At 50.2% G+C, this 24695-nt stretch carries 21 protein-coding genes; 2 read left to right on the top strand and 19 right to left on the bottom strand.

Features of this window, described 5'->3' with window-relative positions:
- Window positions 1–57: 57 nt before the first annotated feature.
- From leuS to ileS, 6 genes are all read right to left on the bottom strand, one after another.
- Entirely contained in the window at window positions 58–2637 is a 2580-nt protein-coding gene (gene leuS, locus ATORI0001_RS07000; RefSeq protein WP_003150531.1) for a leucine--tRNA ligase, read from the bottom strand.
- Between the two features lie 74 nt (window positions 2638–2711).
- Complete coding sequence (locus ATORI0001_RS07005; protein ID WP_003150526.1) at window positions 2712–4235, bottom strand: IMP dehydrogenase; 1524 nt, start codon at window positions 4233–4235, stop codon at window positions 2712–2714.
- A gap of 107 nt (window positions 4236–4342) precedes the next feature.
- Complete coding sequence (locus tag ATORI0001_RS07010) at window positions 4343–5635, bottom strand: glycosyltransferase family 2 protein (protein WP_141752199.1); 1293 nt, start codon at window positions 5633–5635, stop codon at window positions 4343–4345.
- 8 nt (window positions 5636–5643) lie between these two features.
- Entirely contained in the window at window positions 5644–6660 is a 1017-nt protein-coding gene (locus ATORI0001_RS07015; protein ID WP_003150576.1) for an RluA family pseudouridine synthase, read from the bottom strand.
- Window positions 6653–7237 (bottom strand): signal peptidase II, encoded by a 585-nt coding sequence (gene lspA / locus ATORI0001_RS07020; protein WP_003150636.1) that lies wholly within the window; start codon window positions 7235–7237, stop codon window positions 6653–6655. Before lspA ends, ATORI0001_RS07015 begins: the two co-directional genes overlap by 8 nt.
- Window positions 7238–7245: 8 nt before the next feature.
- On the bottom strand, window positions 7246–10059 hold the full coding sequence (gene ileS, locus ATORI0001_RS07025; protein WP_003150535.1) for an isoleucine--tRNA ligase: 2814 nt from the start codon (window positions 10057–10059) through the stop codon (window positions 7246–7248).
- Window positions 10060–10521: 462 nt separating this feature from the next.
- Between ileS and ATORI0001_RS07030 the strand changes: the two genes are divergently transcribed.
- Window positions 10522–11301, top strand: a complete 780-nt coding sequence (locus ATORI0001_RS07030; RefSeq protein WP_003150486.1) for a class I SAM-dependent methyltransferase — start codon at window positions 10522–10524, stop codon at window positions 11299–11301.
- 68 nt (window positions 11302–11369) lie between these two features.
- Window positions 11370–13295, top strand: a complete 1926-nt coding sequence (gene ftsH / locus ATORI0001_RS07035) for an ATP-dependent zinc metalloprotease FtsH (RefSeq protein WP_187446072.1) — start codon at window positions 11370–11372, stop codon at window positions 13293–13295.
- Window positions 13296–13303: 8 nt separating this feature from the next.
- Here ftsH and ATORI0001_RS07040 read toward each other — a convergent pair whose 3' ends face one another.
- The 13 genes from ATORI0001_RS07040 to ATORI0001_RS07100 form a co-directional block, all read right to left on the bottom strand.
- Window positions 13304–14239, bottom strand: a complete 936-nt coding sequence (locus ATORI0001_RS07040; RefSeq protein WP_003150566.1) for a site-specific tyrosine recombinase — start codon at window positions 14237–14239, stop codon at window positions 13304–13306.
- 77 nt (window positions 14240–14316) lie between these two features.
- The gene (locus ATORI0001_RS07045; RefSeq protein WP_003150510.1) at window positions 14317–15966 is read right to left on the bottom strand and encodes a CTP synthase; all 1650 of its coding nucleotides are present in this window, start codon (window positions 15964–15966) and stop codon (window positions 14317–14319) included.
- A gap of 148 nt (window positions 15967–16114) precedes the next feature.
- Window positions 16115–17758, bottom strand: coding sequence for a DNA repair protein RecN (recN, locus tag ATORI0001_RS07050; RefSeq protein ID WP_003150595.1), 1644 nt, complete (start codon window positions 17756–17758; stop codon window positions 16115–16117).
- Window positions 17755–18615, bottom strand: a complete 861-nt coding sequence (locus ATORI0001_RS07055; RefSeq protein ID WP_003150580.1) for an NAD(+)/NADH kinase — start codon at window positions 18613–18615, stop codon at window positions 17755–17757. Before ATORI0001_RS07055 ends, recN begins: the two co-directional genes overlap by 4 nt.
- 70 nt (window positions 18616–18685) lie before the next feature.
- Complete coding sequence (locus ATORI0001_RS07060; RefSeq protein WP_003150588.1) at window positions 18686–19489, bottom strand: TlyA family RNA methyltransferase; 804 nt, start codon at window positions 19487–19489, stop codon at window positions 18686–18688.
- Window positions 19490–19783, bottom strand: a complete 294-nt coding sequence (locus ATORI0001_RS07065; RefSeq protein ID WP_003150615.1) for an exodeoxyribonuclease VII small subunit — start codon at window positions 19781–19783, stop codon at window positions 19490–19492.
- A 2-nt stretch (window positions 19784–19785) separates the two neighbouring features.
- Complete coding sequence (gene nusB / locus ATORI0001_RS07070; protein WP_003150584.1) at window positions 19786–20271, bottom strand: transcription antitermination factor NusB; 486 nt, start codon at window positions 20269–20271, stop codon at window positions 19786–19788.
- A gap of 2 nt (window positions 20272–20273) precedes the next feature.
- Window positions 20274–20639 (bottom strand): Asp23/Gls24 family envelope stress response protein, encoded by a 366-nt coding sequence (locus tag ATORI0001_RS07075; protein ID WP_003150560.1) that lies wholly within the window; start codon window positions 20637–20639, stop codon window positions 20274–20276.
- Window positions 20640–20683: 44 nt separating this feature from the next.
- Window positions 20684–21247, bottom strand: a complete 564-nt coding sequence (gene efp, locus ATORI0001_RS07080) for an elongation factor P (RefSeq protein ID WP_040324674.1) — start codon at window positions 21245–21247, stop codon at window positions 20684–20686.
- 159 nt (window positions 21248–21406) lie between these two features.
- Complete coding sequence (locus ATORI0001_RS07085) at window positions 21407–21811, bottom strand: DUF956 family protein (RefSeq protein ID WP_003150533.1); 405 nt, start codon at window positions 21809–21811, stop codon at window positions 21407–21409.
- Between the two features lie 94 nt (window positions 21812–21905).
- A complete protein-coding gene (locus tag ATORI0001_RS07090) occupies window positions 21906–22823 on the bottom strand; it encodes a PTS system mannose/fructose/sorbose family transporter subunit IID (RefSeq protein WP_003150472.1) in 918 nt (305 codons plus the stop codon).
- A 21-nt stretch (window positions 22824–22844) separates the two neighbouring features.
- Window positions 22845–23660 carry a PTS mannose/fructose/sorbose transporter subunit IIC gene (locus tag ATORI0001_RS07095; protein WP_003150466.1) on the bottom strand — a complete coding sequence of 272 codons (816 nt, stop codon included), beginning with the start codon at window positions 23658–23660 and terminating at the stop codon, window positions 22845–22847.
- A 15-nt stretch (window positions 23661–23675) separates the two neighbouring features.
- Window positions 23676–24674 (bottom strand): mannose/fructose/sorbose PTS transporter subunit IIB, encoded by a 999-nt coding sequence (locus tag ATORI0001_RS07100; RefSeq protein WP_003150496.1) that lies wholly within the window; start codon window positions 24672–24674, stop codon window positions 23676–23678.
- Window positions 24675–24695 lie beyond the last annotated feature (21 nt).

The raw sequence follows: 24695 nt of genomic DNA on the forward strand, positions 1-24695 counted from the left end.
AACTTCATAGCAGAAATACTCTACGCCATGAGGTCCTTCTCGTCAAGTAATTTCCTGCTAAGCTACGATATTTACAAGACGTCCCGGAACTACAATGACCTTGCGAATCTCTCTTCCCTCAAGCTGCTGTGCAACCGCCTGTTGTGCCGCATGAGAAAGTTCGTCCTCAGATGCATCGGCATCAACCATGATTCGGGCGCGCACCTTGCCCTTAATCTGCACTGCAATTTCAATGGTATTGCTTTTTGCCTGCGCTTCGTCAAAGATTGGCCACGGTTCATGGTAGACCGGTGTCTCTTTGTGGAGAGCGGTATGCTGAAGCTCTTCTGCCCAGTGCGGAATGATGGGTGCAAGCATGGCGACAATATCAGAGGCAACTCGATAACAAAGAGCTTGTGAGCGCTCGCTCTCCGCTACGTCATTGAGATATGAGCTGACCGCATTGATGAGTTCCATAATCGCCGAAATTGCCGTATTGAACTGACCTTCATCAAACTCATGAGTACAGCGAAGACCCAGTGCGTGCAGTTCTCGGTTCAGTGCCGCTGACGCCGCATCAAGCGTTGTAGGATCAAGAGTCGCAGAAGCGTCTGCTGTTTTGGTAAGCTCCCAGACAATACGCCAGGCGCGCTTAATAAAGCGATTTGCTCCGGCAACAGCTTTTTCATCCCAATCGAAATCTTTTTCGGGTGGTGCCACGAAAAGAATGGCTAGACGCATGGTGTCGGCACCGTATGGTTCAATAACAGAGCTTGGAGGCACCACGTTGCCCTTAGATTTTGACATGGTGTCGCCATGTTCATCTTTCACCATTCCCTGCGTCAACAGATTCTTAAACGGCTCGTCAATTCCGATCATGCCAAGATCACGCAGAACCTTGGTAAAGAACCTCGAATACAGCAGGTGCAAAATAGCGTGTTCAATACCGCCGATGTAATTATCGACCGGCATCCAGCGATCGACGGATTCCTTTGAAAACGGCAGCTCTTCATTATGTGGGTCGCAATATCTCAGGTAATACCAACTTGAGCAGGTGAAGGTATCCATCGTATCGGTAATGCGATGTGCGGGACGTCCGCAAGTCGGACAGATTGTTTCATAGAACTCTTTGCACTCGGCAAGCGTGTCACCTGCGGAAAGGTCAAGGTCATCAGGAAGTTTCACGGGAAGTTCGTCATAGGGTACCGGCACATCCCCGCAATGATCGCAGTGGATCATAGGAATCGGATTTCCCCAATACCTCTGACGTGAAATAAGCCAGTCACGCAAACGGAACTGTACCGTGCGTCGCCCGACGCTATGTTTGGTTAAAAATGCAACGACGGCTTTCTCTGCTTCGGAATGCTTGCCTCCTCGAAGGCCCGTGAACTCACCGGATTGAACAAGGATGCCCGTCGTATCCATAGGGCCATCCCAATCCACCGAAGTCATACGGCGCTCTTGAACTCCTTTAAGCTCATCGTAAATATCAGTGCCTTCTTCACAGATGATAGGAACGATGGGAAGGTCATACTTCTTGGCAAAATCAAAGTCGCGCTTATCGCCGGCAGGCACACCCATAACGGCGCCGGTACCGTAATCGAGAAGCACATAATCAGACACCCAAATAGGAACGGATTCGCCGGTAACGGGATTGAGTGCGTAGCGTCCCGTGAATACGCCGTGCTTCTCGCGGTCGGTTCCTTGCCGCTCAATGGAAGTAACTTTTGTGGCAGCTTCCTTCAAATCGGTAAAGGCAGCCTCATATTCTGTGTCGGCAACAAGTTCTGCCGCAAGCGAGGACTCAGGCGGCAACAGCATAAACGTACAACCATAAATAGTGTCCGCACGGGTGGTAAAGACGGTGATTTTGGTGTCAGTGGGTGTGACGCCGTCAACGTCTGCTAAAACAAAATCAATCTCCGCGCCCTCCGAGCGACCAATCCAGTTTGCCTGCATGGCTTTTACTCGCTCGGGCCATCCGTCTAGCTGGTTAAGATCGTCGAGAAGTTCCTGGGCATAATCGGTAATACGAAGATACCACTGAGAAAGTTCGCGTTTTTCGGGAACGGCGCCACATCTCCAACACCGGCCGTTAACAACCTGCTCGTTTGCGAGAACGGTTTTATCATTGGGACACCAATTTACCGGAGACGTTGCGCGGTATACCAGTCCCTTCTCGTACATCTTCAAAAAGATCCACTGACCCCACTTGTAATATTCGGGATCACAGGTATTGAACATACGGTCTTTGTCGTATGCAAAACCCATACGAAACATCGTCTTCACGGCTTGATCGATGTTTTTGTGTGTCCAGACTGAAGGTTGCGTATTGTGTTTGATAGCAGCATTTTCTGCAGGAAGACCAAAGGCGTCAAAGCCCATAGGATGCAGTACGTCATAGCCTCTCATGCGGGCTTGGCGAGCCATGGCGTCACCGATGGTGTAATTGCGTGCGTGCCCCATATGAAGATCGCCCGAAGGATACGGAAACATTTCGAGTACATATTTCTTTGGCCGCGCAGGGTCTTCTTCTGTTTTGTATAGGCCTTCTTCATCCCAAATATGCTGCCACTTTGTTTCTATTGCCTCAGCGTCATAGGCAGGAAAATCATCTTGTGGCTGGTTGTTTTTCTCGGTATCAGATTGCTCTGCCATCTGACGACTCCTTTCTAAAGCAAACGCCACCGGAAAACTCCAGTGGCTGTTGTTTGCATTACCTGAACTTCATACTACGAACGGAAATTGTAACTGACTTGCTGGTGTTGATCTTTCAGCAGCACGTCATGCGCGCCACCCTCAACGATGGAAGTCGCAGACACCAAGGTGATCTTTGCTTTCTCGCGAAGTTCGTTGATATCCAAAGCACCGCAGTTGCACATCGTGGACTTTACCTTCAAAAGCGAGCCTTCAACTCCCTCTTTAAGCGGTCCGGCATACGGAACATAGGAATCAACGCCCTCAACAAACGAGAGGCCACGCTTGTTGCCGCCAAGATCGTAGCGCTGCCAATTACGCGCGCGAGCAGAACCTTCACCCCAATATTCTTTCATATAGGAGCCGTTAACGTTCACGCGATTAGAAGGACTCTCATCAAAACGTGCAAAATAGCGACCCAACATCATGAAATCGGAACCCATCGCAAGGGCAAGAGTCATGTGGTAGTCATACACAATACCGCCGTCGGAGCAAATGGGAATGTAGATGCCTGTTTCCTCAAAGTACGCATCACGTGCACGGGCTACGTCAATAACCGAGGTGGCTTGGCCGCGGCCAATGCCCTTCTGCTCTCGCGTAATGCAGATGGAGCCTCCGCCGATGCCGATCTTGACAAAGTCAGCTCCTGCATCTGCAAGGAACCTGAAGCCTTCTGCATCGACAACGTTTCCTGCTCCTACTTTGACTGAATCCCCATAGGTCTGGCGAATCCACTTGAGCGTACGAGCCTGCCACTCCGAATATCCCTCGGAAGAATCAATACAAAGCACATCCGCGCCAGCCTCTACCAAAAGCGGCACACGGGTTTCATAATCACGCGTATTGATGCCCGCACCAACCAGATAGCGCTTTGATGCGTCAAGCAGCTCATTCGGAGCCGATTTATGAGAATCATAGTCTTTGCGGAATACAAGGCTTACCAAATATCCGCTGGTATCCACAATGGGAAGCGCATTGAGTTTATTGTTCCAGATGATATCGTTTGCTTCTTTGAGTGTTGTGGTCTCAGGAGCAGAAATAATCTCATCCACGGGAGTCATAAACTCGGCAACTTTCTTGGTTATATCATCGCGAGAAGGACGATAATCCCGAGACGTCACGATACCCACAAGCTTGCCATATGAGGTACCATCAGCGGTCACAGGCATTGTTGAGTGTCCGGTTTTCTCTTTTAGTTCAAGTACCTCGGCCAAGGTCATGTCGGGCGTCAGTGTGGAATCGGACACAACAAATCCTGCTTTATAGCTCTTAACCTCACGAATCATCTGAGCTTCATCCTCAGCGGATTGAGAGCCATAAATAAAGGAAAGGCCGCCTTGCTGTGCCAACGCAATCGCAAGACGAGGACCGGAAACAGCCTGCATAACTGCAGAAACCATAGGAATGTTAAGACTTAGGGCAGGTTCTTCTCCCTTTTTAAACTTAACAAGAGGAGTTTTGAGCGACACGTTTGCAGGAATGTTCTCAGCAGAAGAATAACCTGGAACGAGCAGATATTCAGAAAAGGTATGTGACTCACCCTCGAAGAACTTTGCCATTACGTATGGCTCCTTTCCGGCCTTATAGCCACCCAAAGTCTTTTGCCTTGACACTTTAACACCATATGCATCCAACATCCATATAAAACCAGTTTTGACATCACGTGTTAATCGGCTACGACATCCTCAAAATTAACCGCAATGTCATGCTTTGTGGGCACCCATTCCACTTTTTTGAAAAGAGCCACGATGGTAATGGGAACGTAGGTAATCATGAAAATCGGAAACGTAAAGAGATTGGTAAAAATGCGCCAGCGCTTCTTAACATGAAAGTGCTTGTGCTCAGATACTGTAGTGATCACGCCGAGAATAAAAAAGACGATGTACATGGAAAAGACCGTCATCACAAGAGAACCCGAGCAAAGAGCGAGCTCTGCATCTGTGGCGATAAATCCGTGACTTAGATATCCCACCAACAAGTACGTACCGTTAATGAACGTTGAAAGCAGTGTCAAAATCATGCCGGGAGCAACGGTCATAAGCATGTCGTACGAAGCAAATTGTCCTTTTATAATTCCTTTTAAGAGATCAGTTCCATACGAGAAAAACACCTGGTAAAAACCCTTGGTCCAACGTAGGCGTTGTATCCATGAAGCTTTAAACGTCAAAGGCTGCTCGTCGAAAAACTCCGCCGGAGCATACCCAATCTGAATATTATGAGCGCAGCAAAACGTTGAAAACTGAATGTCTTCCGTAAGTGTATGAAAATCCCACCCATGCATACCTTTGACAATACGGGCGGATACCATCCATCCGGAACCGGAAATAGCGCAGCTAGTGCCCATCATCATTCGGGCGTTGTTCAAAAACTTTGCCTCACGCATAAACCATGTGGCATATGCCGAGCTTATCCAACTGGAGTCAAAGTTCTTTGAATTTCGATAGCTTGTACAAACCAGATACCCTGCATCAAACGCTTGATTGATAACGGAAAGGTAATTTGGGGCCACGAGGTTATCTGCGTCCATAACCACAAACGCCTCGTAGGTATCTCCATATTCATTGAGGATGCGATTAAACCCATAATCCATAACCCAGCTTTTTCCCTTACGGGCAAGGTCATTTCTCTCCCACGTAATGGCTCCCGCTTTGCGTGCCTCTTCTGCGGTCTTATCCGTACAGGCATCGGCTACCACAAAGACGTCCATAAGCTCCCGCGGATAATCCTGTGCCAAGATTGAACGCACCAGATTTCCAATCACAGGCTCTTCATTATGAGCGGCAATAAAAAAAGCATACCGATGCTGCTTTTTGGCAGGTGGAAGACGCACCTCACCCTTGAACATCACGCGAATGATATAGATGATCTGATAGAAGTATGCCAACGTAAAGAAGAGCCATATAACCAGGTTAAAAATAACAATTGGTGTCAACCCAAGCCTATTTAGTTGCATTGGCATATATACCCCTACGCTCCAAGCCGAGGACAAATCTCCGTACCGGCTGCTGTTCTTCCCATAGAAAGCTCTTCTTGTGATTTTAACGCAGCGAGAAGGTCTTGCGGCAGAGAGTCTGTAAGCTCTATCGTTTCTCCCGTAACCGGATGTTCAAACTGAATGTGCCAAGAATGGAGAAACTGACGCTTGAGACCTAAATTAAGTCGCTCGTCTTTACGGCCGTACAGCTGATCTCCTACCACGGGATGACCCACATGACGCATGTGGACACGAATCTGATGGGTACGTCCTGTGTAAAGATGACACTCCAAAAGCGAATAACCCTCACCTCTACGACCTGCCTCAAAACGTTCAAGCGTCCGGAAGGTAGTAATGGCTTCTCGAGCACCGGGTGCATCCGTTACCGTCATCTTTAAGCGATCACGTATGGAGCGAGCAATGCCCGTTTCAATGGTCCCCTCGTCAGGGGCAACATAGCCCTGTACCAAAACCACGTAACGACGATCGAGCACTCGAAGGCGAATAAGATCTTGAAGAGCTTTCTGAACCTCATCAGACTTGGCCGCCACCATAAGACCCGAGGTATCCATATCCAAGCGATGTACGATACCAGGGCGATCCTCGCCCTGCAAAAGCCCCAAATGCTCGTAGCCACAATGAGCCACCAAGGCATTGGCAAGGGTATCGTCAATATGTCCGGGTGAAGGATGACAGACAAGCCCTGCCTGTTTGGAAAGCACGATAAGATATTGATCTTCAAAGCGGATATCAAGTGGAATGTCAGGATTTGGAACAAGAAGCCCCGCCTCAGGTTCTCCCTTTGGAAGCACTACCATAAGGCGATCACCAAGCAACACTTTCTCAGACTTAGAAGATACCGGCGTCCCATTAATGAATACCTTGCCCTCTTCAACAAGCTTTGCACAAGCACTCCGTGAAGGAAGCTCATCTTGAGCAGCGAGAAAAGCGTCAATCCTGATGCCATCACCTTCCGGTCCCACCAGTATGTCAAAGACGCGTTCAGCCACGCGCTACTTCGCCGTCCTTCTCGCCGTCCTCATCGTTCTCTTTGTTGGCTCCGCTCTCTTTCTCACCGGCGTCCTCACCATTTTTATCAGAGCGTCTTTTGGAATCCCACACAAACCAGTAGATACACGCCGCGATAATGCCGCATGTCACAAAGATGTCCGCCACATTAAAAATCGCAAAGTTCATAAACGTGGTAGCCAAAAAATCAGTTACACTCCCATGAGCCACGCGCTCAAGACCATTACCGATGCCGCCACCGGCCACAAGTCCGAGGATGGCAATGAGCGGCAACGGCAGGTTTTTCTCGCGCATGACTGCATATATCATGCCAAGTACCACAACGGCGGTAAGGGCTGCAAAAAACAGAGGTCGCCCGCTCCCGATGGAAAAAGCGGCGCCATCGTTTTGGACATGAAAGAGATCAAGCATGCCTGGAATAAACGGCCGCCTTGAACCTGCAGGGATGTTTGAGAGAACCCAGCGCTTCGTTAACTGATCAAGTGAAAAAGCAATGGCACCCGCCCAGCAAAAGATTGCCAGGCGGATACCAAGACTTTGTTGCGTGCGAACAGTCACACGTACTCCTATTCAATCGTGCTCTGTGCAACCACCTCATGGCAGCGGTGACAGAGATGATCCTCACCGAGGTTGCGCCAGTTCCAGCAACGGTCGCAGCGCTCTCCATCCGCCAAAAAGACAGAGACGGCAAGCTCGGCACCTTCTGAAACAGTTACCGCAGAGCATACAAATACCTCGGCAAAGTCTACATCAGCATCGTTTACGCATTGGAATGCCTCGGCGGGAAGCACTACCTCGGCGCGCGTTGCCTGCGTAGTCTTTTCCGTAATCTCTCCGGCCTCAAGTGCCGTCTCATATGCCTTGGTATATGCCGCACGAGCATCGGAAAGTACCTGGTAGGCAGGAAGGAGTTTCTCGTATTCTAGGCGTGTTAACGGTGCCTGGTACCAATCGAGAAGTGCTGCGAATTTCTGACCCTCGCGCAAAGATTCAGGTAAAAATTCCATTGCCTCATCGGTGGTGTATACCAAAATAGGCTGCAAATCATGCACAAGCATAGAGAGGATTTCCGCCCACACTGTCTGTGCGCAGCGGCGGGACTCGGAATCAGCGGCATCACAATACATGCGGTCTTTGGTGGCATTGAGGTATCCATTGGAAAGTTCAATGATGTAGTCATAGAGCACGCGGAAAACGTTATTAAACCGATAGCCCTCATACGCCTCGGTCACGACATCATGTACCTCGCACATGCGAGCCAATACCAAACGATCATACGCAGTAAGTTTTGCAACAGGAACGGCATCGGTTGCAGGATTGAATTGACCTTCAAGCTCACCTAAAAGGAAACGAATGGTATTGCGGAAACGACGATAGGCATCTCCGACCTGAGCCAAAATGGCATCGTCGCAAGGAACGTCATTGGAAGTATCAACGGAGGCAACCCACAGGCGCAACACATCCGCACCGCGCTCGGCACACACCTTATTGGGGTCAATAACATTACCCAAAGACTTACTCATCTTGCGGCCCTGACCGTCAAGGGTAAAGCCCTGGGAAACAACGGCTTTATACGGTGCCATATCATACGCACCCACAGACGTCATGAGCGAACTCATGAACCATCCGCGGTGCTGATCCGAGCCTTCCAAATACATATCGGCCGGGAAACGAAGTTCAGGCCGATGTTTGCACACTGCCGTATGGGAAACGCCTGAGTCCCACCATACGTCCAGGATGTCCTTATTGGCTTTGAGATGATGTCCGCCACATTGAGGACAAGTGCACGCATCCCCTAAATAACTTGCAGGGTCATCGGTAAACCAGGCGTCGGAGCCCTTCGCCCTAAAGAGTTTGATCACGGCGTCAAGCGTATCATCGTTGATGATCGTCTCGCCGCAGTCCTCGCAGGTATAGGCAGGAATTGGTACACCCCAGTTGCGCTGGCGAGAAATACACCAGTCGGGACGTCCCTCAACCATCGAGCCAATACGCTTTACGGCATTCGCAGGATAGAAGGCCACCTTGGAGAGCTCATCGAGCGCCTCCTGACGGAGGTTTGTCTTATCCATGGAAACAAACCATTGGCTGGTGGCGCGGAAGATAACGGGATTCTTGCAGCGCCAACAGTGTGGATAGCTGTGGGTAATGTCTTCTGCGAGAATAAGCACGCCACGCTCACGCAACCACTCAACAATGACGGGATTTGCCTCATTGACCTCCATACCCGAGAAGGGACCACCCGTACCGGGGCCTTCTCCGGTAAAGAAATGGCCGTCATCGTCAACCGGCATGGTCTGAGGAATGTCAAACTTTACGCCGGCATTGTAGTCGTCAACGCCATGACCGGGTGCTGAGTGGACAACGCCGGTACCGTCGTCAAGGGTTACGTAGTCGGCATAGATAAACGCGCCTTCGCGGCCCTGCTCGCCAAAGATGGGTTGCTTGTAGGTATTACCCGCAAGCTCAACGCCTGTCTTTTTCCAAGTATTGCCGCTTGAGTCTTTTGCCAGAGTATAGCTGTCGTAGCCGAACTTCTCGGCACATTTTTGTGCAAGCGCTTCTGCCACAATCTCAACATGACCGTCAGAAAGCTCAAGCGCCACATAGGTTGCTTCAGGATGCAGAATAACCGCCTCATCGGCCGGCAATGTCCAAGGCGTCGTAGTCCAAATATCAACCCACGTTTTACCCACATACGCCTCAAGGCCTTCAGGAACGCTCGTAAGTTCAAAGCGAACAAAAATGGCCATGGAGGTGACGTCGTGGTATTCAATCTCTGCCTCAGCCAAAGCGGTATGGCAGTGTGTACACCAGTGCACCGGCTTGGTCCCGCGATATACCGCTCCCTTGTCAAAGATAGCCTTAAAAATCTCAATATCGGTTGCATCGTAATCGGGTGTATACGTCAGATACGGATCGTCCCACTTTGCCAAAACACCAAGGCGCTTAAAGCCCTGGCGCTGCGTGTCAACCTGCTCAACGGCCATCTTTCGGCAGAGTTCACGAATCTTTTCCGTAGGCAGTGCATTGAACTTCTCGGTGCCGAGCATTTCCTCAACCTTATGTTCAATGGGCTGGCCGTGGCAGTCCCATCCGGGGATATAGGGAGTTTGAAAACCGCGCATGGCCTTGTAGCGATTGATGATGTCTTTGGAAATCTTGTTCTGTGCATGGCCTAGGTGAATGGGGCCATTGGCATAGGGAGGGCCATCATGGAGCACGAACTTCTCGTGACCCTCGTTCTTCTTCATAAGCAGCTCATAGAGGGCATTTTGGTTCCACAAAGCCAAACGCTTGGGCTCATTTTGCGCCAGCGACGCACGCATGGGGAACCCTGTGCGTGGCAAGTTTGTGGTCTTCTTATACTCGTTTGCCATCCAAAACAACCTTTCTGGGCACAAAAAAGCGCCCGTCCCCTGTTGCTGGGACGAAGCGCTTACGTCTACACTTCGCTTGTAACCACCCAGCGGCGAATGATCGCATACTCGGTTGGTCTGTTACGGCGACCATATCCGGCAGCATCTACTTACGCTTGGGCGAGAAGATCTTCTCGCCACGCTTTTGAACTGCAGCTCCAAGGTGATTTTCACACGGACGCAAACGCGGGCTCTCAGCTTTCCCACTCTCTGTAGTTTGCGCTGCCCGAGCTACTCTCCTCTTCACAGCCGATGTGCACCATAGTAGCACGCCTCACAAGCAATACCACCCCTCAATTTGCCCGTTTACCCTTGCCGAAATTGACGGAAAGAGAACGGACCGTTTAAAACGGCTGTCAGATATCTTCAAAACGTCAAAGATGGTATATTTTTTGCCATTTGTTTTCGTCGATTTGGAGAAGTATGACCGATACTGCAGACATTCTTTCAAAACGTTATCAGGACCTCAACGCAGAAACCGTTGACCGCTGGGCAGCCGAAGGTTGGGAATGGTCTCAGCCCATATCACATAAGACGTATCAACAAGCACTTACGGGAAACTGGAATATTGTGCTTACGCCTACAAAACCAGTGCCTCACTCATGGTTTGGAAACCTTAAAAATACCCGAGTACTTGGCCTTGCTTCAGGCGGCGCACAGCAGATGCCCATTCTTACCGCAGCCGGCGCGCATTGCACCGTACTTGATTATTCACAAGCCCAAATTGATTCTGAAATAACTTTCGCAGCTCAAGAAAATTATGAGATTACTACTATCCGTGCTGACATGACACGTCCCCTTCCGTTTGAAGATGCCTCTTTTGATCTCGTGTTCAATCCGGTTTCAATTTGCTACATCCGCGAAGTTGCACCTGTTTGGAAAGAGGTTGCACGAGTGCTCAAGCCCCAAGGCACCTTCCTCTTTGGTTTCAGCACTCCCTATAATGACATCGTTGACGATGACGAGAAGTGCATTGTACGTAGACTGCCCGTTGATCCCACTCTTGATAAAGAGGTAGCACATCAAATGATTGATGGTGATTGGGGTATACAGTTTTCTCATACTGTTGCCGAAGTCCTTCTCGCCACGCTCAAGGCAGGATTTTCCATCGATGATCTCTATGAAGATACCAACGGTGAGGGCCGCCTCCATGAACTCAACATTCCTTCCATGCTGGCGGTTAAGGCCACAAAAATTGGGTAGAACATACCTCAATATGTGAGTGGCTCTATAGCAAGTTTTATATAGCCCAGAAGTAAGAAAGGCTGTGTATGGATAACGACAACAGGCGACGCAGATCGATGTTGCTTTATGTACTCCTTGCCATCGTAGTGTATCTTGTAATCAACCAGGGACTTCTCCCTAACGTAACAAAATCACAGGTGCAAGACGTATCGTATAGCCAGTTTTTGAGTGACGTAAAAGATGGTAAAGTCAAAAAAGTAGACCTTAACGAGGGTACCAAGGTTATTCGTTTCACCGAGGGCGAAGGCGATTCAGAAAAAATCTACACCACCAAAGCATTTCCTCATGATGTTGATCTTGTAAAAACACTGCAGGACAAGGGCGTGGATTTCTCCGCAACCATCCCGGATCCCACGGCAAACCTATGGATGAACATCCTGATTGAATTTGGTATACCGCTTCTCATCTTCCTTGTTGCCGGATACTTTGTGAACCGCGCACTCAAACGTGCTATGGGTGACGACAACCCCTCTATGAACTTTGGTGGAGGCAATCCGTTTGGCGGATTTGGCGGTGGCCTTGGACGCTCCAACGCCAAAGAGATTAAGGGAGAAGACACCGGCGTCACTTTCAAAGACGTTGCCGGACAAGAAGAAGCCAAGGAATCCATGCAGGAAATCGTTGGCTTTCTAAAGACCCCCGATAAGTACACCGAGATTGGTGCTCGCTCACCGCGCGGTGCGCTTTTGGTAGGTCCTCCGGGCACCGGAAAAACGCTCATTGCCAAAGCCGTTGCTGGTGAAGCGGGAGTCCCCTTCTTCCAGATTGCAGGTTCCGAGTTTGTTGAGATGTTTGTTGGTCGCGGCGCCGCAAAGGTTCGTGACCTCTTCAAACAGGCAAACGAAAAAGCACCTTGCATCATCTTTATCGATGAGATCGACGCCGTTGGTAAGCGCCGCGATGCCCCCCTGAATACCAACGATGAGCGTGAACAGACGCTCAACCAGCTCCTCTCTGAAATGGACGGCTTTGACAACCACAAGGGTATCGTTGTTTTGGCCGCAACCAACCGTCCCGAAACGCTGGACCAGGCACTGCTTCGCCCCGGCCGCTTTGACCGGCGCATTCCCGTGGAACTTCCTGACCTTGCCGGTCGCGAGGACATCCTTAAGGTGCATGCAAACGATGTCAAGATGGAGCCCGGCGTGGATCTCTCGCTTGTAGCAAAATCCACACCAGGCGCCTCCGGTGCCGACCTTGCAAACATTATCAACGAAGCAGCCCTGCGTGCCGTTCGTATGGGACGTCGCCGCGTTACCACGGAAGACCTTACTGAGTCTGTTGACGTTGTTATCGCAGGCGCCAAGAAAAAGAACGCCGTTCTTACGGAGCACGAAAAAGACGTGGTTGCATATCACGAAACCGGCCATGCCATCGTTGGAGCCCTGCAAAAAGGATCGGCGCCGGTAACCAAGATTACCATCGTTCCGCGTACGTCGGGCGCACTGGGCTTCACCATGCAGGTTGATGATGACGAGAAGCACCTCATGAGCAGAAGCGAAGCCATGAATGAAATTGCGGTACTTTGTGGTGGACGTGCCGCCGAGGAGCTCATTTTCGGTGAGATGACCAACGGAGCCTCCAATGACATTGAGCGTGCCACAAGCATTGCTCGTGCCATGGTTACGCAATATGGCATGTCCGATAAGCTCGGCATGGTTACTCTTTCCCAGCAACAAAGCCGATACCTTGGCGGTGGATCTGCTCTCACCTGCTCCCAAAAAACTGCCGAGGAAATTGATGAAGAGGTACGCCGTATTGTTGAAGAGTGCCACCAAAGTGCACTGAAAACCTTGCAAGAAAATCGTTTCAAGCTCCACGAGATTGCACACTACTTGCAGAAGAAGGAAACAATTACGGGCGAAGAGTTTATGAATATCTTGAATCGGGATAATGGATTTGCTTCTCCGTCAGGCTCAAGCTCGCATACTCCAAACACGGATACCCACTAAATCAAAAGTCAACGATGAGACTCACGAGGTTTTCCGTCTTTACGAAAGGCCTCGTGAGCTCGCGGATGAGCACTTAGATACACTTCTCGCACATGCGAGCGATCCACATGCGTATAGAGTTGCGTCGTAGAAATATCAACATGGCCAAGAAGCTCTTGTACCGAGCGTAAATCTGCACCACCCTCTAAAAGATGTGTTGCAAAAGAATGACGCAGGGTATGGGGGTGTAAATTCTCAATACCCACGGCTCGTCCATACGCAGCAACGGAAGTATGAATCCACTGACGAGAAAGACGTCCTCCTCTGCGGTTTAAGAACACATAGGGTGACTGCCCGTGAATAAGAAACGCCCCTCGTGCTCCTTCGAGATATTCACGAAGCGCCTCCTGTGCGGTGCCAAAAATAGGAACCACACGTTCTTTTGATCCCTTGCCAAATACGCGCAAAAGCTCTTCATCAAGAAGTACGCCGCGCACTTCAAGCCCACTTACCTCGCTCACGCGCAGTCCGCATCCATACAACACCTCAAGTATGGCCTTGTCTCGTATGCCGCGAGGACTTCTCTCAAACGGCTGGTCGAGAAGTTCTGCAGCCTTCTCACGAGATATTACATCCGGAAGACGCAGTGGACGTGCCGTTGAAGAAAGATCGTCGGCAGGTGACGTTGCGCAAATCTGCTCGGCCACCAAAAAGCGGTGGAAATTACGAATGGCTGCGGTATGGCGCTCCACAGAAGCCGGCGCAAGACCTATTTCTCTGAGCTCCGCGATATAGGTCTCAAGAATCTGCTGCGTTACCGCACACGGGTTATGTATCCCACAACTGGAAAGCCAGTCGGAATAACCGTTAAGATCACGCTCATACGCATCGAGCGTGTTGTGGGAGAGTCCCCTCTCAACGGCAACGTAGGCTAAAAATTCCTTGAGCGCTTGAACAAGATCCACGGCAGATCCTTTTCAACAAAAGCGATTCTCATAAAAGATACCAGGCACAACCTCGCTGAAAGCGTACGTGTTTACACCTAGCGTACGGGACGGACATCATGGCGATCAATTTCTTCATGATGGGCAATTGCCGCACGAGCAAACTCACGAAAGAGCGGAGCCGGCGAAGTGGGACGGCTTTTGAACTCAGGGTGTGCCTGTGAAGCCACAAACCACGGGTGTACGTCTTTTGGAAGCTCCACCATCTCAACAAGTCTCTCATCCGGTGAAACGCCGGAAATAACCAAGCCTGCCTCACTCAGCTGCTTGCGATATGCGTTATTGAACTCAAAACGGTGACGGTGACGCTCGTAGATAAGCTCACTTCCATACGCTTCAAAGGCAAGAGTTGCAGGCACTACCTTGCAGGGATATGAACCGAGACGCATGGTTCCGCCCTTATCGGTAATGTCTTCTTGATCGGGCATAAGATCAATGACCGGGTAGGTCGTCTCAGGAGCAAATTCAGCCGAGTTTGCCCCTTCAAGACCGACGACATCGCGTGCAAACTCAATAACCGCCGTTTGCATGCCAAGACAAACCCCGAGATACGGGATCTTTTGTTCGCGAGCCCTTCGTATAGCAACCATCTTGCCGTCAACACCACGGATACCAAAACCACCCGGAACAAGGATGCCATCCGCATCCTTCAGCTCTTCATCAACGCTTTCTTCAGTGAGCTCCTCACCGTTGACCAGTCGGATATCCACATGGCGGCCATAGAAGATTCCTGAGTGGTGCAGCGCCTCAATCACGGAAAGATATGCGTCAGGAAGCTGCGTGTATTTACCGACCACGTAAATTCGAGTAGTAGTAGCAAGGGCATTTGCTGTGTGCATTGATGCTGTAAAGTCCTGCCATCCGGACAGATCCGAAACACGCGTATCAAGTCCAAGGCGCTCACAAACTTTGCGGTCGAATCCCTGCTCTTTGAGATGTGCCGGGACGTCATAAATTGAAGGCAGATCATTGTTTTCAAACACGCAGTCAGCATCAACATCACAGAAGTTAGCAATTTTCTCACGAATTGACGGCTCAACCGCATGACTTGAGCGGCACACAATGAAGTCGGGTTGAATACCCATTGAGCGCAGCTCTTTAACGGAGTGCTGTGTGGGTTTCGTTTTTACTTCATGTGCCGCGGCGATATAAGGCACCAATGAAACGTGGATGATGGCAACGTTGGCCATACCGCGCTCTTTACGGAATTGGCGAATTGCCTCCACAAATGGCTGAGACTCGATATCTCCGATAGTGCCGCCAAGCTCGGTAATAACCACGTCGGCATCGGTAACCTCTTCAATACGTGCAAAACGGGCTTTAATGGCATTGGTCACATGCGGAATGACCTGTACCGTACCGCCCAAAAAATCCCCGGCGCGTTCGCGCTGAATAAGCGACTGATAAATCAAGCCCGTAGTGAAATTAGACTCACGCGTGAGGTTCTCGTCAATAAAGCGCTCATAATGGCCAAGATCCAAATCGGTTTCTTTGCCGTCCTCCGTTACAAATACTTCTCCATGCTGAAACGGACTCATGGTACCCGGGTCAACATTGAGATACGGATCGGCTTTCTGCATCATGACCTTATATCCACGAGCCTTTAACAAACGACCCAATGAAGCCGCCGTAATTCCCTTTCCCAGTGAAGAAACGACGCCACCTGTTACAAAAATATGTTTGGTCATGAAATAATCTCCCGTAAACCCAAAGCAAGCCATCCGGCACTGCCAAAACCACTTCTACGGGTCTCTATACTATCGCGTTCTCGTGCAAAGTGTAGCGAGAAAATCAATTGCACATAACGTTAAAACGCTCAGGCGAGAAGAACTCGTGCTACCCCGCGTTGAGTGCACCCGCTGCCTCTTTAAGCATCTCGCGCGCATGCGCACACGAAGCCTTTGAAAGCGATCCCGAAAGCATACGCGCAATCTCCTCTACGCGAGCCTCTCCCGAAACTTCACCAAGCATTGTCTTTGGAAGTGCGTCTTCTGACTTGTGCACCACGTAGTGCTTTTCTCCCATTACCGCTACCTGCGCCAAATGAGTGACTACGATTACTTGGTGGGTCTGAGCAAGACGTGCAAGCACTTCTGCAAGTGCCACCGCAGCGGTTCCTCCAACGCCGGCGTCCACCTCATCAAACACAAGCGTCTTGCAGCCATCCGCCAATCCAAGAACTACCTTACACGCCAGCATTACACGCGAAACTTCTCCGCCGGATGCAATCTTGCGCAAGGGTCGCGCACGAAGCTCTTTGCCCGGCTTATACAAAAACTCCACCTGACTTGGTCCTGCATCGGTCCATTGTGTACGGTTCAGACGTTTGTGTTCAATGGTAATCTCAGCGGTTCCCATTTCAAGAAAGGCCATCTGATGCGTAATCTCTGCCGCAAGTTTGGGTGCGTTATGTATACGTACCTCATCAAGTGCATCGGCGGCTGCCTCAAGGTTCTTCTCGGCTGCCGCGCACGCTGCTTCCGCCTGAGCAATGCGCTCATCACCGTCCTCAAGAGCATCCATGACCTCTTGGGCTTCTTTGGCACGGGCAAACACATCTTCCATCGTAGGACCATACGTACGCATAAGACCCTGAAACGCAGCAAAACGAGACTGCAGCCGCTCAAGCGCTTGCTCGTCAAACTCAAGCGTATCGGTGTATGACCGGAGCTCAGAAGCGGTATCTTCCAGGTCAATCAGCGAAGACTCAAGAGTTTCTGCGAGCGTTGCAAGCTTTGTATCAAAAGAGGAGACCCCTCGAAGCGCCGAAAGTGCCTCTGCTATCCTATCCGTTGCTCCCTCGTCATCAGAGAGGGTACCATGGGCAAGATGGGTGGCCTCCATGAGTGCCTCTGCATGCTCCAAGCGAGGCAGTTGTCCTTGAAGTGCTTCATACTCCCCTTTTTTGGGTCCTACCTCGCCAATCTTTCGCACGACGAAGGCTGCTTCTTCTATTTTTGAAGTGGCCGCACTACTCATCGCACGAACACGCTCAAGTTCACTGTGCGCCTGCTTTGCCACCGCCAAGCAAGACCGATAGTGCGCCAGCGCTTCACACGCCTGCGCTCCAATCCATGCATCGAGAAGAGCGACGTGCGTATGTACGTCCAAAAGACGTTGATGCTCATGCTGTCCGCACAGATCAACCGTTGTTCCTATTTTTTCCGCAAGCTCTCCTACCGAAGCCATATGACCGTCAATTTCTACCCGACCACGGCCATCCGTGTTCATACGACGACGTACGATGGTTCCTTCTTCACCCGAGTCAGCCAGAAAAAACCGTGCTTCTACGTGAAGCTCATCGCTGCCTTCCCGAATGGCAGTTACGTCACCGCGCTCTCCTATCAAAAGCTTAATGGCGGAAAGCAGAGCGGTTTTACCGGCACCGGTTTCACCGGTAAGCACCGTAAGACCTTTGGCAGGCACAAGAGATGCCTCTTCGATAAGTGCAACGTTTTGAACAAAAAGCTCGTCAATCATGAGTTATTTGCCTTGCCATAAAACACACGGGACACTGAGCGATAGAAACTTTGCGCGCTTCGGTCAAGCAAAATAATATCGCCGGGTCCACGCTTTACGGTAGCGCAAATTGCCACCGCTCCATCCGGATGAACAACATTTTGTCCGTCTGCAAAGAAGTGACAATATGCCGGACGTTCTCGCGACATGGTAATCTCCACAATATCGGAAGACGACGTTAAAAACGCACGCGCCATAATGGTGTGCGGTGCAATGGGAACGCACGACATGCCCGTAAACTCAGGAGTCACAATAGGGCCTCCCGCTGCAAGTGCATAGCCGGTAGAGCCCGTAGCGGTGCTGACAATAAAGCCGTCTCCTCTGAGCGTATCAATGTAGTTGCCCGAGACGGAAACGCTAAACTCAATCATGTCTCCGTTTCCGCCACGAGAAACCGCAAAGTCATTCAAAGCAAAGCTCTTCTCGCTATATTGGGTGCCGTCCGGCGCCTCGTAAACCGATTCTATCTCCAATGTAGCTCGCCGCGATACATGAAGTTCTCCTGACAAGGCATCGGTGAGCGTTTGAAGCATTTCATCAGGTGTAGCGGATGTCAAAAACCCCAAATGGCCGTAAGAAATACCGATGATTGGAATTTCTGAATACCCCACAATTCGAGCTGCCCGTAAAAGCGTTCCGTCGCCACCAAGCGAAATAACCAACTGGCAGTCGGAAGGATCGATCCTCTTATGGGGGAAAAGTTTTTTATCATGAGCCCATACGACGTCGCAGCCTTGGTCAAAAAGCCATTCTTCCAGCATATGGGCACTGCTTACCGCTACCTCGCGTGAATAATTAGGGACGAGAAGCACTTTCACGTAGAACCACTCTCCTGTGCCGTATCATCTCAACCAACAACCACCATAAAGTATAGCGAATGCCGCTTCTCTATACACGAACAAATGTATGCTTTTTTACCACTGCTTCTAAATCTAAGGTTGCCGGGAGACTGCCCTTTTTCCCATATAACAGATACTCGGTATTTCCCTTTGCTCCGTAAATCGGACTTTCACAAGCGGCGAGAGGCCCCAGTGAAGCTTTCGAGAAAAGCTCTGCCACATGGGTAAGCGTCTTCAGACGCACTGCCGGACTTCGTACAATGCCTCCCTCACCAACCTCTGCTTTTTGGGCTTCAAACTGAGGTTTTACCAACGTAATAAAAGCTCCTTGTGACTTAAGCGTGCAAAGTACTGTATCCAAGATATTCTCGATTGAAGTGAAAGAAACATCACATACCGCCAAATCGAACGCGGCGTCATATCCCAAAGACGGAAGCTCTACGATATTGGTACGCTCAAGCAGTTTTACGCGGCTATCGTTTCTGAGTGCCCAGTCAAACTGAGCATATCCCACATCGACAGAGACTACATGACGTGCACCGCGACGAAGCAGACAGTCAGTAAATCCTCCGGTAGAAGCCCCGACATCAAGGCAGGTAAGCCCTTGAGGATCAACGCAGAAAGTATCCAAGGCTTTCTCGAGTTTGAGACCTCCCCTGCTTACATAGGGAGTTTTTCCTTTGACGTGGAGAAAAATGCCCTCTTCTACCGGCTCGCCCGCAAAGCTCAGCCGTCTGTCGTGTGTGGAAACATCACCTGCAAGGATAGAGCGCAGCGCTGTCTTTGTATCGGGAAACAAGCCCTGACGTACGAGCTCAGCATCAAGGCGGCGCTTGGAAGTGCGCTTTACCACTTACGCCTCAGGGCTCTCAGATACCGCTTGCGGTGTATCGGATAGTGCAGGCTCCGTAGGCTCACCGTCTTGGGAATCGGTATGCACATCTGCAAGACGTGCTTCTTCCTCAGCAGTAAACTCCGTGGTATCAACCATGTCTACTGCTTTTGACCCCAAAGCAATGGCCTCATCAAAAAGGTCAAGAGAATGTTCCAGCGAAACATCTTTGTTGCGGACTTGAGACACAATGTCATCAAGACGATCGGTAATTTGATCAAACGTTTGATATGCAGAGGTATCAGGCTTTGCCATAGCTACTCGCCATCCTCTTGAGACGCGCTCTTCTCGCCCGCACTTACACAGCGAGAATGCTCATATACATCCATACCTTCCGCTATGTCGGCGGCTACACGCCCCAAAATGCCATTAATAAAGCGAGGAGATTCATCTCCGCAATACGCGTGCGAAAGCTCGATAACCTCGTTGATGGTTATCGAAACATCGACTTCGGAAACCTCAAGCATCTCGTAAAGCGACAGTTGGAGCAGGTTTCTGTCAACGGAGGGCATACGAGAGACGCTCCACCCGTGTGAATAGGCATTCAGTATCATGTCAAGATCGTCTCGAATGCCATCGGTACCGCAGGCAAGCTTTTCTGCATACGGATCGAGAGGTCCTTCAGAGAGAACGTATTCTCCCTGGAGAACCTCCTCTACGGTACGATTTGTCTGCTCAGCCTGAAAAAGAAGCTGCAGTGCCTGGCTTCGAGCTAATGTGCGGCCAAAGAACTTTGCGCTCAAAGCTACTCCTTGGGAAAGACGAGGCTGTCGATATAGATATCAACCGCAGAAATACTGACACCAATCTGTTCGTTCACCGCAGTTGCTACAACTCCGCGAACTTCGGCGGCAAGTTTCGTGAACGGATAGCCGTAAAAAACAGCAAGATGAACCCCAATATGCAAAGCGTCGTTTTCAACAACCGACTCAACCACTTGACTTGGAGCAATGGATTTATTGGTAAAGACGTTAATCAGATTTGACGCAATGGTATCGTTTCCACCTACAGAAGCTACTCCGGCTACACTTCCCGCAGCACGTGAGACAATTGCAGAAACCACTTCTTTTGAAATACCGATACCGGCAATGCGAAGCTCACTGTCAGCCATACGACCTCCTCAACATAGATGCGAGACGTACATTCATGCGTGCATTATACGCGGGAAACAAACTTGCCCACGCGCGTATCAACCTTAATGCGCTCACCTTGATTTAAATACATGGGAACCTGAAGGGTTGCACCCGTTTCAACGGTGGCAGGCTTTGAGCCACCCTGCACCGTATCTCCCTTAAAGCCCGGATCGGTCTCCGTAATCTCAACCTCAATGAACATGGGAGGCTCAACACCAAGAAGCTCGGTGTCAGCGTAAAGAAGCTGGCACGTATCATTCTCTTTGAACCAAACACTCTTCTCACCAATAAAATCAGCGGGAACGGCAATCTGGTCATAGGTCTCGTTGTCCATAAAGTAATATGACTCACCGTCATTGTAGAGATACTGCATCTCTTTGGTGATGAGCTGCACGTTTTCAAATTTGGTTCCGGCATTGCAAGTCTGATCAATGACACGACCACTTTTAAGATCACGGATCTTGTAACGGACAAACGCTCCGCCCTTACCAGGCTTTACGTGTTGAAATTCCACGATTGTGTAGTACTTGTCGTTAATCTTAAGGCCCATGCCATTTCTGAAATCTGCCGTACTAATGGTTGCCACGTCTATCTCTTTCTTCTTGTATGTCGCGAGAAGTGCTTGGATTATCTCTCCAAAACACGGGCGATCGGGTATATGCATGGTGCATTTTAGCAGTTTTGGGACGCTACATGTCCCGGCTCCGTCGTTTTGTACACGAAAACCAAGACTGTCAATAAAATGCTACTTCTTTTTCCGGGAATCTCGTATGAGGCTCAATGCATGCGGAAGCGACAGCAACCCGTGCTTAAACACATACCAGAAATTCGGAGACTGAAGGAGCTTGTCTTCTCCAACATGAGCGCGAATCGCACGAAGAGTTGCCTTGTTGTCACGAGTGGAAAAGGAATACGTACCGTTTTTCTTGGTAAAAAGAGCAAAGCGAGAAATGGCTTTCCCCTTCCCTATAACCGAAGCGGCTACATGATCAACCTCATCCCACGGGATCTGGATATAGTCCTCGGGATTTTTCTCGTTATAAAACTCAAAAGCTTTGTTGCCAATGAGAACATCCCCATAGGTTGTCAGACCGTGAAACGAGCTTGCTTTTATAGTCAAATCAACGCTGCTGTTTTGAGACTGTGCCATAGCTTCCTTTCAAAATGGGTCGCACTCATTATAGAGTGCGACCCACCTTTATACAGGCTACCTGTAAATACGTTGGTATCCTACGCGCATCTTATTACATGAAGTTAAAGAAGCGACCAATAACGCCAACGGCAAAGAGTGCCAAGATGATGACTATTGGGGAAACCTTCTTCTTTAACAAATAGCAGCACAGAAGCGTCAGGCCAACCGCAGCAAGACCGGGAATCAACGAATCAAGGTTCTGCTGAAGCGTTGTGACCTTCATTTGCTCAAGGCCGGTTGGTCCAAGCTGTGCGTACAAGCTCAGTGCCTTATGAATTCCGTCAGCTCCTGCAGGGATGCTTGACCAATCAATATATGCACCCGCCTGCTGAGGGATGGTAGAAACTATCGGAGTAAATGAGATGGAAACCCAACGCTCAACCAACGCACCGATGATAAACATACCCAAAATAGATGCGCCCTCGGTAACCTTGCCGAGCATACCGCCGGAAAGATCGGAGGAAATGGAAGCTCCGGCCTTATAGCCAAACTCCTGGGTGTACCAGAGGAAGGCAAGACGGATGACATTCCACAACACGAAGAAAAGAATGGGGCCGAGAATTGAGCCGCCAAGCGCCAAAGAAGCGCCCAGAGCGCCCAAAATGGGGCGAACGGTAAACCAAAATACCGGATCGCCAACGCCGGCCAGAGGTCCCATCATACCAACCTTGACACCCTGAATGGCAACGTCATCGATAGGCTCGCCATTGGCGCGACCCTCTTCGAGTGCAAGCGTAACACCGATGACCGGTGCAGACACATATGGGTGTGTGTTGTAGAACTCAAGATGGCGCTTGAGAGCTGCAATCTGATCTTCCTTCTTAGGATAGAGTTTCTTGATTGCAGGAATCATCGAAAACGCCCATCCGCCATTCTGCATACGTTCATAGTTCCAAGAACCCTGAAGGTATTGATGACGAATCGCTACCGCCATGCGGTCTTTCTGAGAAAGCTGAATCTTTTCTGCCATTGTTATCACACTCCTTCAGGATTAGTAGTTGTCGATGATGTCGCCGAGAGGATCGCCTGATCCACCGCCGGAACCGCCACCCTGCTTTGCAAGGTCTTTGAGGCCGATATAAATAATGGCCAAGCAAACACCGATAACACCAAGAGCAATAAGGGTGAGTGGCTGAATGGCTGCAAAAACAAAGCCAAGAGCAAAGAAAGGCCAAACCTCGCGAGTAGCCATCATGTTAATAACCATTGCATAACCAACGGCAGCGACCATACCGCCGCCAACGGCCATACCACCGGTCAGCCATGCAGGCATGGCGTTCAGTGCGTCGGTTACGATGGCTGGATCAATAAAGCACAAAGCCGCAGCAGGAATTGCAATACGAGCGCCCTGCATGCAGATGGCTACAATATGCCATCTCTCAATGGCACCAAAATTGCCCTTCTCGGCAGCTGCGTCCATGGCGTGCACGATACCGGTTGCAATGGTACGGGCAATCATGGTCAAGAAAAGACCTGCAACGGACAGAGGAATTGCCAAAGCAATAGAGGTGTTGATGGCGGCTGAGGTATCGGTATCTCCACCATTGAGTGCAAGCACCATAATAATGGCAGAAGCAACCGAGGCGAGCGCTGCGTCAGGAGCAACGGCGGCGCCGATATTTGCCCAACCGAGAGCAATCATCTGAAGCGAGCCACCCAAAATAATACCTTCAGCAGGATGGCCGGTCACAAGACCGATAAGTGTGCAGGCAACAAGAGGCTGATGGAATTCCCATTCATCAAGAATGCCCTCCATGCCGGCGAGAAAAGCGACAATAACGACGAGTAATATCGTAATAGGCGTCATGTCTACCTCCTTCAATTACTTTTGAGCAGCAAGCTCGGACGTGGCTTTCTTAAGCATTGCATCAAAATTCTCAGCGCCATCGGCAGGAACCTTACGGACATCGAACTTGACCCCGTGATCCCTGATGGCTTCAAGGGTCTCAACGTCCTTCTTGTCCATGGCAACCGCATTGGTAACAACAACCTTACCGACGGAGTGCGCCATGGATCCGAGGTTGGCTTCTTTGATGTCAACGCCGCCTTCAATGGCTCGAAGCATATCCTGCGGGGTTTCAAAGAGCAGCATGGCTTTGGTGTTGCCAAAGCGAGGATCGTGTGCAATCTCGATGATCTTCTTGATTGGTACGACGTGTACGTGAACTCCTGGAGGAGCCGCCTGGACAATCATCGTCTTACGCAGTTCATCATTTGCAACGCCATCGGAGCAGACGATAATACGGTCCGGATTGGTCATCTTGGTCCACGTGGTTGCTACCTGACCATGCAACAGACGGGTGTCAATACGTGCGAGAACAATCTTGAGCTTACCGTCTCCGATAACCGTTCCCTCAGGAATGGCTCCGCGAGAGACTGCCGCAGGTACCTGAGCAGAAGCCGTGGCATCTTTTGGCTCAAGGTCTTCTGGCTTGATCTTTACGCCTGAGCGAGCCTCAGGGAAGATCTCCTTTGCCACCTCTTGTGCGGTTGTAGCACCCAAACGAGAGCCATACGCTGCCACCAACATGGGAAGATTGAGGCCGGTAACAGCCACCCAATCCTCTTTGTTCTGCTCCTCAAGAATACGAGAAACCTGGTTGAAGGGAGTGCCTCCCCATAGATCAACCAAGAAAAGTACGTGTTCTTGATCTTCAAGCGTGGCAATTGCATCAAGAAGCTTTTGGTGCAAATCATCCGGCCCCATATTGGGCGTAAGGGTGACAGCAACCACACCCTCCTGTGGGCCAAAGATCATACCGCCAGAATCTTGTATGCCCTCGGCAAACTTACCATGGCTGGCAAGAACGATACTAACCACTTCTACCTCCTTTTAAGTGTT

It is taken from the genome of Lancefieldella rimae ATCC 49626, from assembly GCF_000174015.1.
GTDB lineage: Bacteria > Actinomycetota > Coriobacteriia > Coriobacteriales > Atopobiaceae > Lancefieldella > Lancefieldella rimae.

What these genes read in the sequence shown, in the direction of transcription:
- leuS (WP_003150531.1), bottom strand. Translation starts at nt 2,637, where the DNA reads ATGGCAGAGCAATCTGATACCGAGAAAAACAACCAGCCACAAGATGAT.
- ATORI0001_RS07005 (WP_003150526.1), bottom strand. Translation starts at nt 4,235, where the DNA reads ATGGCAAAGTTCTTCGAGGGTGAGTCACATACCTTTTCTGAATATCTG.
- ATORI0001_RS07010 (WP_141752199.1), bottom strand. Translation starts at nt 5,635, where the DNA reads ATGCCAATGCAACTAAATAGGCTTGGGTTGACACCAATTGTTATTTTT.
- ileS (WP_003150535.1), bottom strand. Translation starts at nt 10,059, where the DNA reads ATGGCAAACGAGTATAAGAAGACCACAAACTTGCCACGCACAGGGTTC.
- ATORI0001_RS07030 (WP_003150486.1), top strand. Translation starts at nt 10,522, where the DNA reads ATGACCGATACTGCAGACATTCTTTCAAAACGTTATCAGGACCTCAAC.
- ftsH (WP_187446072.1), top strand. Translation starts at nt 11,370, where the DNA reads ATGGATAACGACAACAGGCGACGCAGATCGATGTTGCTTTATGTACTC.
- ATORI0001_RS07045 (WP_003150510.1), bottom strand. Translation starts at nt 15,966, where the DNA reads ATGACCAAACATATTTTTGTAACAGGTGGCGTCGTTTCTTCACTGGGA.
- recN (WP_003150595.1), bottom strand. Translation starts at nt 17,758, where the DNA reads ATGATTGACGAGCTTTTTGTTCAAAACGTTGCACTTATCGAAGAGGCA.
- ATORI0001_RS07065 (WP_003150615.1), bottom strand. Translation starts at nt 19,783, where the DNA reads ATGGCAAAGCCTGATACCTCTGCATATCAAACGTTTGATCAAATTACC.
- ATORI0001_RS07075 (WP_003150560.1), bottom strand. Translation starts at nt 20,639, where the DNA reads ATGGCTGACAGTGAGCTTCGCATTGCCGGTATCGGTATTTCAAAAGAA.
- ATORI0001_RS07085 (WP_003150533.1), bottom strand. Translation starts at nt 21,811, where the DNA reads ATGGCACAGTCTCAAAACAGCAGCGTTGATTTGACTATAAAAGCAAGC.
- ATORI0001_RS07090 (WP_003150472.1), bottom strand. Translation starts at nt 22,823, where the DNA reads ATGGCAGAAAAGATTCAGCTTTCTCAGAAAGACCGCATGGCGGTAGCG.
- ATORI0001_RS07095 (WP_003150466.1), bottom strand. Translation starts at nt 23,660, where the DNA reads ATGACGCCTATTACGATATTACTCGTCGTTATTGTCGCTTTTCTCGCC.